This window comes from Clostridium sp. CM037, from assembly GCF_055081095.1.
The window spans coordinates 3,123,799-3,139,997 of sequence record NZ_CM143650.1; the positions used below are offsets into that span (position 1 = coordinate 3,123,799).

Consider the following 16,199-nt stretch of genomic DNA (forward strand, 5'->3'; position numbering starts at 1 on the left):
TTCAAATAATGCCTTAAGTTATTTTATAATCTTAAATTCATATCCATTTATTTTTAGATAGTCTATAATTTCAGGTAATGCTTTTACAGTTTCTTCCTTACCGTAGGTATCGTGCATTAATACTACTACTTTTTCTTGTGTACTTACAGACTCTTTAAATGCCTCTACTAATTCGGGTGCAGTTTTCTTTTTACCCTCAGCATCGAAAATATATGCATTCCAATCTATACTATACAGATCTTTTTCTTTTAACTTAGCGTTCAATTCAATCAACTTAGGATCCTTATAGTACACTCTAGACATATAACCACCTGGCATTCTTATTGCTCGGTCATTAAAATCTTGTCCTAAAATATCTTTTAAGATATTGTTAGTTTTCTCAATTTCAGCCATATAAGTACTTACATCAAGTCTGTTATGGGGATATAAGGTTTTCAATGAGTGACTATAACTATGATTTCCTATAGCATGTCCCTCTTTGAAAATTCTTTTTATAATCTCTTTACTCGAATTATTAGATTCTATAAATTTTCCAACTGTAAAGAAGGTCGCTTTTATGTTATTATTTTTTAATACATCTAGTACTTGAGGTGTTACCGTAGTAGACGGCCCATCATCAAAAGTAAGAAATGCCATTTTTTTGCCATCCTTCTCCCCTTTGCAACTAGCTATGGCCGATATTTTTTGTATATCATAATCAGCTGCAACATTTGCAGCATTAGTGGCATTAGTGGCATTAGCGGCTTTAGCGGCTTTAGCCCCTTTAGAAAACCATGTATAGCTTGTATAAAATAAACTGCATAATACAATAAAAAACACTATACTTACAGTGCTACTTGTTGTATTAAAATCATTACTTTTTCTTCTCATAATTCTTTTCTCCCCCTGTTATATCTAACCATTAATTCTAGTACAAAAACTAAATAATCTTCAGCCAATATTTCATCTTTCACATAACCATATGCTTAGCATCCATAAATTATTCTAAAATAAATTACTTAATTCTAGATAAATACTCACTTTTAACTAAATAAGTCTTTGTAAACTGTAAGCAAGTTGTAAAGTTATATATACAAGAACAGCCATTTCGCATATGGAATACTTTATTCGAAAATTTTAATAAATATTTATCATCTTTGAAATTAATTATTATGTTGACGTTTTTTTACAGCTATGATAATATATTGTTATAATAAATTAATGGCTATTTAGTTTATATAATATTGTAAACGTATAAAAAGTATTAGTCGAAGCTGACGCAATAGCTAATTTATAAAAAAAAGGAGCTTTTATAATGAATATCAAGGAATTTTGTGAAAAGTATTCAATAGATAGGTTAGGGACAAACTCCTTAAAATGGGATGCACTAGATAAGCGTTATGGTGATAAAGATTTAATTGCTATGTGGGTTGCAGACATGGAATTTAAAACTCCCGAAGTTGTAATTGATGCACTGAAGAAAAGAATTGAACACGGAATATTTGGATATTCTTATGTACCTGAATCCTATTATGATGCCTTCATTAACTGGGAAAAGAATGAACATAATTATGAGATAAATAAAGAATGGATGCGTTTTTCAACTGGTGTTGTTCTTGCCTTATACTGGTTTGTTAATGCTTTTACAAAACCCAATGACTCAGTAATGATTATTACTCCAGTTTATTATCCCTTCCACAATGCGGTAAACGATAATGGAAGAAAATTGATTACATCGGAATTAATTAATACTAACGGAGTATATACTATTGATTTCGAGAATTTTGAAAAGAATATTGTTGAAAACGACGTCAAATTATTTATCCAATGTTCTCCTCATAATCCAGTTGGTAGAGTTTGGACAGAAGAAGAATTAGATAAAGTTTTGTCTATATGTAAAAAACACAATGTTCTTGTTGTTTCAGATGAGATTCATCAGGATATTATAGTTGGAAAAAATGTTCAAATCCCAGCAGCGATTGTAAGTTGCGGAAAGTATGCAGATAATCTAATAACAGTTACAGCACCGTCAAAAACTTTCAATCTAGCTGGGTTATTAAATTCCCATATAATCATATCCAATGAAGAAATAAGAGCTAAATATGACGCTTATGCAAAAACTGTTAATCAAACAGAAGTAAATATCATGGGACTCACTGCAGCAGAAGCTGCTTATAGTCATGGAAAAGAGTGGTTAGATTCTTTGCTAGATGTAATACGATATAATTATAACTATGTTAAAACCAGACTAAATGAAAAAGCACCAAAAATAATTATTACGCCATTAGAAGGAACCTATCTTGCTTGGTTAGATTTACGAGAATATATAGATCCTAAGGACACAAAAACCTTTATACAGGACAAATGTAGACTTGCTGTTGATTTAGGTGAATTGTTTAGTAAAGATTGCAAAGGTTTTGTTAGACTCAATATGGCTACTGATCCCAAATATGTTGAAATGGCTGTAGACAACATCATAAAGAATATCAATTCTTTGTAAAAATAGAAGGCGAGGAACACTAATGAAGTTTTTAAAGAATTATAAATTTTCTTTTATCCTCCTTGGGGGAATGTTAGTAGGGTCCATTGTAGGATGGATACTTGGACCAAAAGCTGTACTTCTTACTCCTATAGCAGATGTTTTTCTAAATTTATTATATTGTTGTGTAGTCCCTATGATTTTCGTATCGTTAGTATCTTCCATTGCTAATATGGAGAATTTGCACAAGCTTGGTAAAGTATTATCTATCATGATGGTATTGTTTATTGTAACAGAAATCATAGCCAGCGTTTATATGGCTGTCATCTGTGGGGTGTTTGATCCAGCTCATGGAGCAAATATCGTTATGAATGAAACAGTAAAGGATATGACGAGCAGTAGTAATTTTTTATCGATGTTTACAGTAAATGACTTTTCACTGTTATGGTCAAGAAAAAATTTGATGGCTTTAATTGTTTTTTCTATGTTTTTTGGAGTATCTACTGTTGCTATAGGAGAAAAAGGAAAACCTGTAATGCAATTATTTGACTCACTATCTAGTGTTATTATGAAAATGGTTGGATATGTCATGCTTTTAGCCCCAATAGGACTAGGTGCATTCTTCGCTACTTTGATTGGGCAGTATGGTGATGAAATTGCAGGACCACTATCAAGAGCATTAATAATATATTTTATAGCGGCTCTAATATATTTCTTTTTAGCAAATACTATTTTCGCTTTCATTGGTGATGGGAATAGAGGAATTAGAAATTTTTGGAAACACATTATTCCGCCAGCTTTAACATCTTTAGGTACGTGCTCTAGTGCTGCAAGTATTCCGAGTAATCTTATTGCCTCAAAAAACATTGGCATTCCAGAAGATATTAAGAATATTACTATTCCTATGGGTTGTAATCTTCATAAAGATGGAGCGTGTTTAATTTCAATTTTAAAAATTGCATTTATGTGTTCTATTTTTAACATTAACTTTCTGGATCCTAAAAACTTATTGACTGCTATTGTAGTATCTGTAGTAGCCTCATCAGTAATGGGTGCAATACCGGCAGGTGGCTATGTTGGAGAAATATTTATTGTAGCTGCTTTTGGATTTCCGGCTGTTTCAATTCCAATTATGGTTTTAATTGGAACAATAACAGACGCACCAGCAACAGCAATTAACGCTACTGGTGATACTGGGGTTGCAATGATTATTTCTCGCATTATTGAAGGTAAAAACTGGGCTGATAAAAAAATTGCCACTAACAAAATATCTCATATAGAAACAGAACCATTTATGTAAGTTAGGAGATAGCACTATAATTCCAGTGAAAATATAACACTTACTGGAATTATATCTCTTCAGTTAAAATTCTATAAAGACAACACTTTGCAATATGCACAAGGCTAAATATAAAGATATTTATGAGGTGAAAAAATGTCATCTAAACTTATACAGAATAAATTAAATAAATATATTCCGTTGGTAGATTTTATTGCTGGGATTTTGGGTAAAAATAGTGAAGTGGCTTTACACGACTTAACAGATTTAGACCATTCTATTATTAGTATAAAAAATAACTATATTTCCAAAAGAGAAGTTGGTGCTCCTGCAACAGATTTAATTTTAAAAATACTAAAAGAAAATTCAAATGAAAAAAATGATTTTATTACTAACTATAACGGAGATAATAAAATGAATAACTCCCTACGTTCATCAACTTTTTTTATAAGAGATGATGATATGAATTTAATTGGGCTTATATCTGTGAACACTGATGAAATAGCCCTTAATACTTTGATGGAAACTGTTTCAAAGGTATATTCTCTTTATAAAAACGAATCTGAATTAGAACGTAAAGATGATAGTGAATCAGAAAATCTCTCTTCAATCATTGAAGAATTAGCTCAATGTTCAATTAATAAAATAACCTCTGCTAAAGGTATTACTATTGAATATTTAAAACAAGAAGATAAGATTCACATAGTTGAGGAACTTCATCAAAAAGGGATTTTTCTATTAAAAGGTGCCGTTAAACAACTTGCTAAAACATTAGGGTCATCTGAAGCCACCATTTATAGATATGTTCAGAAAATAAAAAACCAAGAAGAGGATTAAGACTTATAGCTTTTGTAATTATTTTAATTGTAACCTTTAGATATGGACAAGTATATTTTATTTAACTAAAAATAAATGCAACCGTTATCGTGATATAAATAATTAAACAGGCTAAAAAATGTGCGGCACCTAAAGAAATTGAAAAAGGTGAAATAGTAGGAGTATTTGCTCATAATCAAGTGATAGCTGTTGTGGACAAAATTGTGGACGCTATTAAATCTGGAGCAATAAAGAGATTCTTTGTAATGGCAGGCTGCGATGGACGAATGAAAAGCCGTGATTACTACACAGAATTTGCTGAAAAGCTACCAAAGGATGCAGTTATACTTACATATTCATATTTTCCTACAATTAGGCAACACTTATAAGTTGTTTTATACCATTATATTACAAATACTGCCTTAAGTTATTTTATAATCTTAAATTCATATTCATTTATTTTTAGATAGTCTATAATTTCAGGTAATGCCTTTGCAGTTTCTTCCTTACCATATGTATCGTGCATTAATACTACTATTTTTTCTTGTGTACCTACATCTTTTTTAAATGCCTCTACTAATTCGGGTGCAGTTTTGTTTTTACCCTCAGCATCGAAAATATATGCATTCCAATCTATACTATACATATCTTTTTCCTTTAACTTGGCATTCAATTCAATCAAATTAGGATCATCGTAGTACACTCTAGACATATATCCACCTGGCATTCTCATTGCTCGTGCATTAAAATCTTGTCCTAAAATATCTTTTAAGATATTGTTAGTTTTCTCAAGTTCAGCCATATAAATACTTACATCAAGTCTGTTATGAGGATATAATGTTTTCATTGAATGACTATAGCTATGATTTCCTATAGAATGTCCTTCTTTGGAAATTCTTTTTATAAGCTCTTTACTTGAATTATTAGATTCTATAAGGTTTCCAACAGTAAAGAAGGTTGCTTTTATTTTATTATCTTTTAATACATCTAGTACTTGTGGTGTTACAGTAGTAGATGGGCCATCATCAAAAGTAAGAAACGCGGTTTTCTTACCATCTTTCACGCCTCTACCGCTAGATATATCTGATATTTTTTGTATATCATAATCTGCTGCAGCATTAGCGGCTTTAGTATTTAAATCTTTAGCTTTCTTATCCGCTTCGTCTTTTTCCTTTATTTCCTGTGCCTTAGCCTGTAATACCTGATTTTCCTTGGCTTGAACATTCACTTCTGAAACCCATGTATACCCTGTATAAAATAAAGCACATAATATAATAGAAAATACTATAATTACAGTGTTTCTTATTGTCTTAAATTTATTGCTTTTTATTCTCATAATTTTTTTCTCCTTTGTTATATCTAAACATTAATTTTAGTGTAAAATTAATTACTTTTTAACTGATGACTTATAATTTAAAATTCCTTTTGCTATACTATTAGCACATACATCTTGTCCACTTTCAGATGTTACAAAATTAGCATCTGAAGAATTACTTAAAAAACCTATTTCAATTAATGCGGAAACAGAATTATTAAGCTTTAATACAGCCAATGAGTATCCATTAGATTCATATTTTAAACCTCTATCGGCGGAGTACTTACTATTACCAAGCTCCTTTTGGATACTTTTAGCAAGTTTTTCACCATCAGTATTAGGAAACCTACACCAGGTTTCTACTCCATGATAACTAGAGTCAGTAGCCGCATTACAATGTATAGATACAAATGCATCTGCTTTGGCTTCATTCGATACTTTAACTCTTGCTCTAAGATCTAGCTCATTATCAGAGGGCCAGGACACTTTATCAGTAGTCCTTGTATATAACACCTTAATACCATCTTTTTCTAAGAGAGCGCCTACTTTAAGAGCAATTACTAATGTTACATCCTTTTCAAAAATATTCGATGAGTTTGTAGCACCAACATCATATCCGCCATGGCCTGCATCAATACATACTGTAAAATTAGAAGTATTACTCTTTTGCTCGTGGTTATTAATAATCTGTGGATTAGCATTCGCTCCTTTTTTTACTTGATTACTAATAAATAGCAATCCCAAGATTAATAAGAATACAAAGAGTGCTTTTATACTTATTTTCGACAACTTTTTTTTCATAGATTTCCCTTCTTTCTACATTGTTTTTGCTTTTTATCGTTTATCTGATATATTTAATTATAATAGGAGAATATATCAGAAGTTTTTAATAGTTGTAAAGTATATGTAAAGAAAAGAATTATCTAGTTCTAAAAAAATACTCACTTTTAACAAAATAAGATTTTGTTAAAAGTGAGTATTTTGTAAACTGATATATATAAGAAAAAGCATTCCGAATATGGGATGCTTTTTCTTATTTATGTCACTTACACTAAAGGTAGTAGGTTTTATAATTTTATTCCATTTGTTTATTTTCTTACCAACTAGTATTAGATTGAATTATCGCCATTACTCCTATTGAGAAACTGTATATTTTTTTAGTGCTTTCATCAATAGAAATTATTACTTTATTACTAGCTACGTCAGCATCCTCGTATACTAAACTGCATCCAACTGGCTCCTTTACGCTTTTCGGATTTTGATTAACGAACTTTATATTTTTAATATTACCAATATTATTTTTTAGTATAAATTCTTTTGCTATTTTTTTTGCTTCGGTTATATCAATACTACTGTTTGAAGAAGGTATAATCTCACTATCATAACTTTTAAAATATATACATTCTCCTGTTTTTGAATCTATTTTCATAAAATAGCCTGTGTAATTTGTATTTTGTGTTTTCTTTTCTACTCTTGTAAAAAATTCCACATTATATAAACCGTTTTCTAACACAGATTTACTATATTCCAATTGCGTTTTTGAATACTTACTTGGCTTTATCAGCTCTAAATCTTTTTTTAACATTGATGAACTAATGAACTGAACATTACTTCCAACCTCTGTCAGGTAAAGTTTCACATTAAAATATTTTTCTAAAATTTCTAGAGCTTTTAATTTTGCTCCTTCCTCTGTTAAGATTTTTTTTCCATTCACTATATCTGAAGTAGATATAGTATTTTTATCAAGCTTTATAACTACCAGTTGATTTTTTTTTATGTTACTAAAATCACTACAGGAAGTTAAAAAAATACTAGAAATCAATAATACGAGAAGTATTATTTTATGTTTCATGAAAGGAGTCACCACCTTTACAAGTATTAAATATTAATTTAATTGAAGTTCCCTTATCTATTTCACTTTCAACTACAAAGCATCCACTATGAATATCCAATATCCTTTTACATATTGATAAACCTAATCCGGCACCATTACTTGCCCTAGTTCTTGCTTTATCAACCATATAGAAGGGTTCAAAGATCTTATCTATATGTTCCTTAGCAATCCCTATGCCATGATCTTTTATTTCAACTTCATATTTATATTTGTTAATACCAATGTGAATTTCTGATTTAACCTTAGAAGCTTTTATAGCATTGTCTATAAGATTAGTTAGTAGTACCTTCATTAAATCACGTTGCATCATCATTTCAAAACCATTATCCTCTATTACTAAGCTTATGTTTTTTTCAATAAGTTTTGGAAGCAATGACCCTTTTACTTCAAGAACAATGTTTTTTATGCTTTCATTTTGCAGCTTAAACTCTTCTTTTCTTAATAGTATTAAGTCCATTAGCCTAAAAGATAATTCCTCTAACCGCTTTCCTTCTCCATATATATAGCCAAGACCGTCTATAAAAATTTCCTCATTATATTTGGTGGTACGAAGTAAATTCGCATACCCTATTATAGAAGTTAATGGTGTTTTTAATTCATGGGCCAAGTTATCGATGAACCTCTGTTTTTCATTATTATTTCTTTCTAATTCATTTATTTTTTCTTCAACAACCTCAGCCATTGTATTGAAATTTTCTGCCAGCACGCCAAATTCATCTTTAGATTTTATTTCTACCTTTTCTGAAAAGTTTCCTTTAACTATTCTTTTAGTAGCCCCAATAAGATTCTGGATTGGTTTTGTTATATATTTACTTGCAAAATACATAAACGCCATGAAAACTAAAGATACTACTACATCTAGTTTAAAAAAGAAAATATACTGATTTCCTCTTTCTTTATAAATTCCTGAAATATTTCGCGCATAAGTAAATTTATAGGATTTATTGTTTATATTTATCAAGTTTGATATAAATATATATGATTTATTACCTATATCCTTAATTATATATTGTCTTTTATCTGGTTGAAGTGAATTGATTTCTTCTCTTTTATCAGGCATTTTAAAATTCATATTACTAAACACACTTTTATTATTTGTATCTAAAATCTCTACATAAACATTTTTATCATTGTATTTTTTGTAATAATCATTGATGGCATTAGATAAAATTTCATCATCCGAGCTGGTATTACGGGAATACCTTCTTAAAGTGTCATACACCGGAATACTTAAATTCACTCCTGAATAAATACTCAAATGTTCACTTAAACATCTATCTACTTCTCTTTTTAATGTTTCATTATGAATCTTTTCTATTATTAAAATTCCTGCAAAGCTAAAGGTTAAAATAAATAAAGTCAAAAATAAAATGTATATTCTTTGCCAAAATTTCATCTATTAGTCCTCCAACCTGTAGCCAATTTTATAAACCGTCTTAATATTATCATTTAGGTCTAATTTTTTTCTAATTGAACCTATATGCATATCAACAGTTCTAGTTCCTCCAAAGTAATCATATTTCCATACGCTTTCTAATAGTATATCTCTAGTTAATGCTATATTTTTATTTTGCACCAATATACATAATAATTCAAATTCCTTAAGAGTTAAATCTACTATTTTGCCACTTTTTTTTACTATTCTTTCTTTTAAATATATTTTAATATCTTTAAATTCCAAAGCATCATTAGCTTTTCCATATCTTCTAAGAACAGTTTCAATTCTTGCTAACAGTTCTAGAGCCTCAAAGGGCTTTACAATAAAATCTTCTGCTCCTAATTTTAATCCAGTTACTTTATCAATAACTGAGTTTTTAGCAGTAAGAAATATAACAGGAATATCTAAATATCTTATTTTATCCATTATAGTAAAACCATCAGCATTTGGAAGCATAACATCCAGTAGTATTAAATCAAAAGGTTGATTTTCAATAATATTAATTGCTTCTAAGCCATCATAAACTTCTTTAGTTTCGTAATTTGCTATATTTAAATTTAATCTGATTAAGTTTGATATTGCTAAATCATCTTCTACTATTAGAATCTTTTGTTTCAAACAAATCACCTCCAATAATATTATGTGCACTCTCGGAAACTCTTAAGGTACTGCTAACTCTTGATTCATTTTGCTCAAAAATCAACTTCACCTCAAAAATTCGTGGTGCCTCATATTGTACGAATAACCTAGAAAATTTAAGCTATTCGTATTACTTTTAATCTTTTTTACTTAAACATTGTGAAATAAGACTTGACAGCTAGTAAAAATTCGCAAAATTAAATATGTATATTTTTTTACATTATTTCATTTGCGAGGAGTGTTTTTATGTTAACTGTTAAGGTTTCTCATTCTCAATATCAATATTTTCTTGAAACATTTTTAGAAAAATTCTATATTCAAACCAATCAACAAATCACTTTGTTTGAGCGTAGTTCACAAATAACTAAAATCTGGTCTACCGACCTAACCGGAATTGTCCCTCTAATAGAAAGTACTTACTCTAAATCTAATCAAGGGGCTCCGCCCAAAGATGCGGTAGCATTACTCAGGTCACTTATTATCATGGCTTATTGTAAAGAAACTAGTATATCATCTTGGGTAAAAACATTACGTTCAGACCCTTTCTATTCAATTTTATCTGGCTTTATACCCGCTTGCTATTCAGACTCTAAAGCCGAAGGCATACATGTTGACCGAATTCCTGGTGTAGGTACTTTTTATGATTTTATGGATAGGCTGATTCATAAGGATAAGATCCTTAATAAATCCAAACTGCGTAAAATTAAACGTAAACCACGTAAAAAACAAAAGAAAAACCAAAAGATGAATAACTCCAAGTCTGGTGTAGTTGACCGTTTAGTTAAAAGAATCTTAAAATATGATAATTCAAAGCTCCTTGACAGAAGCGAATCCAAAATGAACAACATACTTAAAGAATTATTTGTTATTCCTTCTTTATCAATGGGTATTTTGGGCGATCCTTCTAAACTAAATATTGCTGGCGACGGAACCTGTATGCCAACACAGGCTTCGCCTTACGGTAAAAAAGTTTGTGATTGCAAACTTAAACCAGGAGAACATTGTGACTGTTATCGAAAGTTTACCGACCCCAGTGCTAGCTGGGGTTGGGATAGCTTTAATGAACATTATTACTATGGTCATACCTATCACGGATTTACTGCCTGTGATAGCTTTTACAGCCTACCTATCCATATTAAATTTGTTAGCGCGGCACGCCATGATGCTGTTACTGGCGTTTATGCACTTAAAGAACTTGTGGATTTATATCCTGAAATTAAATTTCATTCTGTAGCCTTAGATTCTGCTTATGATGCTAATGCTTTTTATCTTTTATGCATGCATTATGGAATAAATCCTATTATTGATTTAAATTCACGTTCTTCAAAACCTTCATCAAATAGTGAATTTGTTAAACTTGATAAGAATGCTATTCCACACGGAACTGTTTGTGGACATCAGCTTCGTAATTGGGGAATTATTAGTAAACAATATAGACATAAATGGTTATTCCCAGTTCAATGTGAAAACTGTGAAAAATGTCCTATGAAAAGCAATAAATCTTATTACACTAAAACATTAGACAACCCAAGGTATTTCACTCCAATATTAAGAGGTTCAAAACAATGGAAATCTCTTTATAAAAGACGTTCAACTACTGAAAGATGTTGGGATAGAATAAATAACAATTTTCATGCTGAAGATGCAATTATTTATTCTGTTGGGTGTAGAATAACAAGGGTATTTCTTGGTGCATTTTGCTGTTTCATAGATGCTTGGGCATCAGAAAGATTAATAGCCCTTGCCGATATTTTCCCAACTCTTAAAAATATAGCTGCGTAATTTAAAATAAATTTCAATTCAATAACCAGCCTACGGCTTTTTTAAAATAGTGTATAAAAAAGTCTTTTTGTCATGTCCGTAATTAATTCAAATATAACTTTTCATTCAAATAAGCACTTTTAATACTTAAATATGGAAATTGTTAATTATTGTTTTCCGACTATACTATATTATTGTTTTATTTATTCAAATTTATTAATATAAATAATTAGCAAGTAAAATTATAAACTATTTTTATATGAGAAGATTATCATATATGTAAAGTTGTTGTAAAGTTTTAGATACTTATCTAATAAATTATTATATTTTAAGCCTATGGTCTGATATGTACTTTAACTTTTTTCCTTGTATAGGTAAATCTTAAACTTTTTACTTTATCCCAAAGTTTCAATAATATTTATCATCGTTAAAATTAATTGTCGTTTTGACGTTTTTTACAGCCATGTTAATTAGTAAAGATGATAGTGAATCAGAAAATCTCTCTACAATCATTGAATAATTAGGCTCATCAGAAGTCACCATTTATAGCTATGTTCAGAAAATAAAAAACCAAAAAGAGGATTAAGACTTATAGCTTTTGTAATTATTTTAATTGTAAACTTTAGATATTGACAAGTATATTTTATTTAACCAAAAATAAATGCAACCGTTATCGTGATGTTTAAAAAGACTCTATTATTACCTCCATGATTCCCCCACATACCATCCCTTCATCTTCAGCGATGGCGCCTGTCATATCTATGCTTTGAATTTGATATCCACCACTTCCGAGTAAGTTACGGGCATCATTAATTATCGTGCCTTCGCTACACCCTCCGCCTATACTCCCTAAAATCTTACCATATGGCCATACAAGCATTTTAGCTCCTGCATTTCTTGGAACTGAACCTTTCGTAGAAATGATTGTAATGATCGCCTTTGGAGAATTTTCTTCTTTGCACAATTCCATTAACACTTCATTGTCAAATTCTGGCCAATTAGTTTTCGTTTGCCTATTAATAACATTGGTTATATCACCGAGTCGTCTATAACTGATGACCTGAGATATAATAGAAAACGCTATCTCTTCTGGTGTAACTGCTCCTATCTCAAGACCTATAGGGGCATTGACTTTGTTTAACTCCTCTTGAGGATATCCTTCACTTAGCATTTGCTCCATGACGCTTTTAACTCGCCGTTTTGAACCAATCATTCCAACATATGCAGTATTATGTTTTAAAACTTGTCTTAGACAATCCATATCATGCCTATGACCTCTAGTTACAATAACAACGTAAGCAGATTTATTTAAACTAATTAAGTCGAAACAGTTCTCGAAACTCTCACAAATTACTTTTTTAGCAGTAGGAAATCGTTCACTATTAGCAAATGAGGGTCTGTCATCGATAACTGTAACTGAAAAACCTGCTTTTGAACCAAACTCAGCTAAGGGCTTAGCTATATGTCCACCACCTAAAACTATTAAGCGTGGTTCTGGAAAATATGGTTCAATTAAATAAGCTTCACTTTCACTAATTTTAACAAGCTGAAGAATTCCAGTTTCTATTGCATAGTTTGCCTTTTGGTAAAGTAATTCATCTAAATCAGATATTCGATTATGGGAATTCAGACTTTCCTCTGTAAAAAGTGTTTTGTTCTGATATGGTTTATTTCCACAATTTTTGTTATCCAACATTGTAATAATAACAGCATTATTTCCTGAGCCCACTTCATCCAGTAAATTTTTATAGGTATCTACATTCATGATTTCATTCCTCCAAGTTTATTATCATTTGAAATTCACCTTTGATAAGTTATTTATGTCTATAAACAAGCGAATTAACCAACAAACTATTACTTCATTATAACAATATATCCTAAAATCTCAATAACATTGCTGGATATATTGTTAACAACAAAAACTGAAAATTCATTTCCAATAAACCTTTCACCATATAATTAATACTATTTCTTTGAACCCATATCTCTGGAATACAAAATTCGTTATTAAGGGAATATCCAAAGATAACTAATCAGTATACTTGTCCTAATAGCTGTTTTTCTAGAAGATCGAAATCATATGTTCTTTGATCATAGTCGCAGAAGCCACCATTTTTCACATTATGGCTTGAGCTGCCACTCTTTTTACTAGCCCACTGTTTTTGATAGAATTTTACCTGCTCAGCAGTTTTTATGCCTTTACTTATCCAGCTATTGAGTACTTTAGTGATGTACTTTATAGTTTTAGCATTATATTCTACAGCCTCATCAATAGACATAATGATAACTTTGCTACTTACCTGCTTTGCAAAATCTAATATTTTTTCATACACCAAAGGCGTGATAGCATGTACATTTTCTTCAAATACCTTAAGTACACTTTTTAAGCCCTCACCATCAGCACCAGCAGCAGAATTATTTCTATATTTTATGACTATTGCTTCTTCTTTAGTTACTGCTTCTTTCTTAGTTAATGCTTCTGCTTCTTTCTTAGTTAATGCTTCTTCTTCTTTATTTATTAATTCTTGTTCTTTATTTATTAATTCTTCTTTATTACTTCTTATTCTATTACTTGGTAGCCCCTTATAAGGGCTTTGTAAGACCCTACTAATATACTTGTTATTTATGAATTCACGTGACTCCTGAATCTCTTCCTTTTTCAGAAAATCATTATTATCTTGGTCTTCTATATTTTCCATGGGAATTACATCAGAGCTGCTTTCTAAAGTAAAGTTTATAGGATGATTGTCCACTTTTTCTAAGTAGCAATTTACAGAAGTTCTATCATCAGTAAAATTAATATCAAAAGATTCCTCTATAATGAGGTTCTCGAAAATTTTCGCTACATCTAATTGAGCTACATCACATTTTTTAAATAAAATTTTAAGAAATTCTTTATTTTTAACCCTGGATAACTCGTGATGAACACATTTAATAGCGTTTATATTGTTAGGTACGTTGTATTTCATCCAATTTAACACCATAATCTCTTTCGTATCATCACAGTATAAGATTTTGTTATACTCACAGAATCTTTTAATTAGCTTGTCTACAGTATCTCTGTTGTACCCAGTTTCTGTAGCTATAAATTTTTTTGATATTTCATAAATACCGCACTGCGTTGTTTTGGTATTTGAGATAAGATATAAATAAAAGTATTTTTCCTCTGGTGTAAGTTCAAACACAAAGCTATCACTCCAAAATTCTGTATAAATCTGTCTGTATTTAGCCATTAGTTAATCCTCCTTAATATTAATTAAATCATCACCTGCAAAGCTGCACTATTAACACCTTTTAATTAAGCCCTATATATAATAGCCACGAGAATCGCAAATCCGAACCCCCTAATATTAAATATTTTTAAGTTTTTTATAAATCTTTTTAAATTTACGTCCAGATTATGTTACATAATAATCCTGAATTAGATAAAACGTATATAATATACTTATTATACTAATTTAACTTTAGGTTTTCTTTATTTAGTTTAAGCAAAACAAAACATTGTAGAAATTTGATTGCCATAAGGCTCACCATTTATGCAGATGAGGTGGAATTGGCAGACGCACTAGAATCAGGGTCTAGCGCTTTACGGCATGCAGGTTCGATTCCTGTCATCTGCACCAAAAAAAACACTCATTTTATGAATGCTTTTTATTTTTTAATTAAATTAACAAATCGTAATTTAAGGCGAGTTAAAATAGGCTTAGGGGGTAGTTTTGTAGGTTCAATTTACGCAGAAAATTTCATCATCAACATTAAGAAATATATTAAAAAGTGGATATTATATTCTAAATGTATGATAAATGGTTATTCCATAAGAAAATGTGCCGAGATAGTCGAAATTAGTGTGCCTACATCTTTTTATTGTAGGCATAAGTTTTTAGACGCTATCAGAGTATATATGGGTATTGGAAATGTTGGTGGAGTTATAGAAGTTGATGAGGCATTTTTCAGAGAATCCTTTAAAGGAAATCATAAGAAAAGCACTACTTTTACAATGCCACGAGAACCTCATAGACGTGGAATTAAAGGTAGAATGAATCATACAGATTTAGAAAGACTCTTTGCAGGTAGGATTGAAGATAATTCAACCATCTGTACTGACTCTCACAAGAGTTATATTAAGTTTGCCAAAAATTCGGATGTAGAACTACAGCTGGTTAAGCGTGGTAAGCATAGAGAATGATGCTGAAAAGACTAAACATCTTTTAGTTCAGTCACACACATCTCATTCTGATACAAAGTTAAAGGATTTTAAAATCAGAGAAGCAATTTATATATAAAGATGTTATGATATTTGCTCATTTATAGTACTATATTGTATAATTGAATGAGGATACAATAATAGAATTAAGCATAAATTTCTGTATATATCCAAATTAGAAGGGTGGCGTAATGGTGGGATTAGTATTTTTCTTAATAATGGTTGTTGTATTTTTTTAGCATTGTTCTTTATAATGCTAAACGTAATATTTATAATTATATGGAGAGTAAAAAAGCGGAAAGGCAAGACTACTAAAAAAAGATATATTGTTATTCCGATAATTTTTTTAATCATAAGTCTTTTAATAGAGCTGATTCCTATTGGTTGGATTGGTG

Annotated in this window: 13 protein-coding genes, 1 tRNA gene and 1 pseudogene; 7 read left to right on the forward strand and 8 right to left on the reverse strand. The window is 30.2% G+C overall.

Annotated elements, in window-relative coordinates; all coding sequences use genetic code 11:
- Positions 1–18: 18 nt before the first annotated feature.
- Positions 19–870, reverse strand: coding sequence for a polysaccharide deacetylase family protein (locus tag ACWJKP_RS15070; RefSeq protein ID WP_165414165.1), 852 nt, complete (start codon positions 868–870; stop codon positions 19–21).
- A gap of 424 nt (positions 871–1,294) precedes the next feature.
- Here ACWJKP_RS15070 and ACWJKP_RS15075 point away from each other — a divergent pair, with 424 nt between their 5' ends.
- The 4 genes and pseudogenes from ACWJKP_RS15075 to ACWJKP_RS15090 form a co-directional block, all read left to right on the forward strand.
- Entirely contained in the window at positions 1,295–2,479 is a 1,185-nt protein-coding gene (locus ACWJKP_RS15075) for a MalY/PatB family protein (protein WP_165414164.1), read from the forward strand.
- A 22-nt stretch (positions 2,480–2,501) separates the two neighbouring features.
- A complete protein-coding gene (locus ACWJKP_RS15080) occupies positions 2,502–3,758 on the forward strand; it encodes a dicarboxylate/amino acid:cation symporter (protein ID WP_165414163.1) in 1,257 nt (418 codons plus the stop codon).
- A gap of 135 nt (positions 3,759–3,893) precedes the next feature.
- Positions 3,894–4,574, forward strand: coding sequence for a helix-turn-helix transcriptional regulator (locus ACWJKP_RS15085; protein WP_165414162.1), 681 nt, complete (start codon positions 3,894–3,896; stop codon positions 4,572–4,574).
- Positions 4,575–4,672: 98 nt separating this feature from the next.
- Positions 4,673–4,906: pseudogene (locus ACWJKP_RS15090) on the forward strand (hydroxylamine reductase); the annotation flags it as partial.
- A gap of 74 nt (positions 4,907–4,980) precedes the next feature.
- On the opposite strand, the gene ACWJKP_RS15095 reads toward ACWJKP_RS15090, so the two are convergent.
- From ACWJKP_RS15095 to ACWJKP_RS15115, 5 genes are all read right to left on the reverse strand, one after another.
- Complete coding sequence (locus ACWJKP_RS15095) at positions 4,981–5,889, reverse strand: polysaccharide deacetylase family protein (protein WP_165414161.1); 909 nt, start codon at positions 5,887–5,889, stop codon at positions 4,981–4,983.
- A 51-nt stretch (positions 5,890–5,940) separates the two neighbouring features.
- Positions 5,941–6,669, reverse strand: coding sequence for an N-acetylmuramoyl-L-alanine amidase family protein (locus ACWJKP_RS15100; RefSeq protein ID WP_165414160.1), 729 nt, complete (start codon positions 6,667–6,669; stop codon positions 5,941–5,943).
- 295 nt (positions 6,670–6,964) lie between these two features.
- Positions 6,965–7,720, reverse strand: a complete 756-nt coding sequence (locus ACWJKP_RS15105; RefSeq protein ID WP_165414159.1) for a hypothetical protein — start codon at positions 7,718–7,720, stop codon at positions 6,965–6,967.
- A complete protein-coding gene (locus ACWJKP_RS15110; RefSeq protein ID WP_165414158.1) occupies positions 7,710–9,158 on the reverse strand; it encodes a HAMP domain-containing sensor histidine kinase in 1,449 nt (482 codons plus the stop codon). Before ACWJKP_RS15110 ends, ACWJKP_RS15105 begins: the two co-directional genes overlap by 11 nt.
- Positions 9,159–9,161: 3 nt before the next feature.
- On the reverse strand, positions 9,162–9,818 hold the full coding sequence (locus ACWJKP_RS15115; protein ID WP_165414157.1) for a response regulator transcription factor: 657 nt from the start codon (positions 9,816–9,818) through the stop codon (positions 9,162–9,164).
- 267 nt (positions 9,819–10,085) lie between these two features.
- On the opposite strand from ACWJKP_RS15115, the gene ACWJKP_RS15120 reads away from it, so the two are divergent.
- Entirely contained in the window at positions 10,086–11,621 is a 1,536-nt protein-coding gene (locus ACWJKP_RS15120; protein WP_224578784.1) for a transposase, read from the forward strand.
- Between the two features lie 661 nt (positions 11,622–12,282).
- Here ACWJKP_RS15120 and ACWJKP_RS15125 read toward each other — a convergent pair.
- Together ACWJKP_RS15125 and ACWJKP_RS15130 are read right to left on the reverse strand one after the other, a co-directional pair.
- Positions 12,283–13,365, reverse strand: a complete 1,083-nt coding sequence (locus tag ACWJKP_RS15125) for an XdhC family protein (protein WP_165414825.1) — start codon at positions 13,363–13,365, stop codon at positions 12,283–12,285.
- A gap of 268 nt (positions 13,366–13,633) precedes the next feature.
- Positions 13,634–14,833 carry a DnaD domain-containing protein gene (locus ACWJKP_RS15130; protein ID WP_462961294.1) on the reverse strand — a complete coding sequence of 400 codons (1,200 nt, stop codon included), beginning with the start codon at positions 14,831–14,833 and terminating at the stop codon, positions 13,634–13,636.
- Between the two features lie 305 nt (positions 14,834–15,138).
- Here ACWJKP_RS15130 and ACWJKP_RS15135 point away from each other — a divergent pair.
- Positions 15,139–15,223, forward strand: a tRNA-Leu gene (locus tag ACWJKP_RS15135).
- 17 nt (positions 15,224–15,240) lie between these two features.
- The gene (locus ACWJKP_RS15140) at positions 15,241–15,786 is read left to right on the forward strand and encodes an IS1595 family transposase (RefSeq protein ID WP_165414823.1); all 546 of its coding nucleotides are present in this window, start codon (positions 15,241–15,243) and stop codon (positions 15,784–15,786) included.
- Positions 15,787–16,199 lie beyond the last annotated feature (413 nt).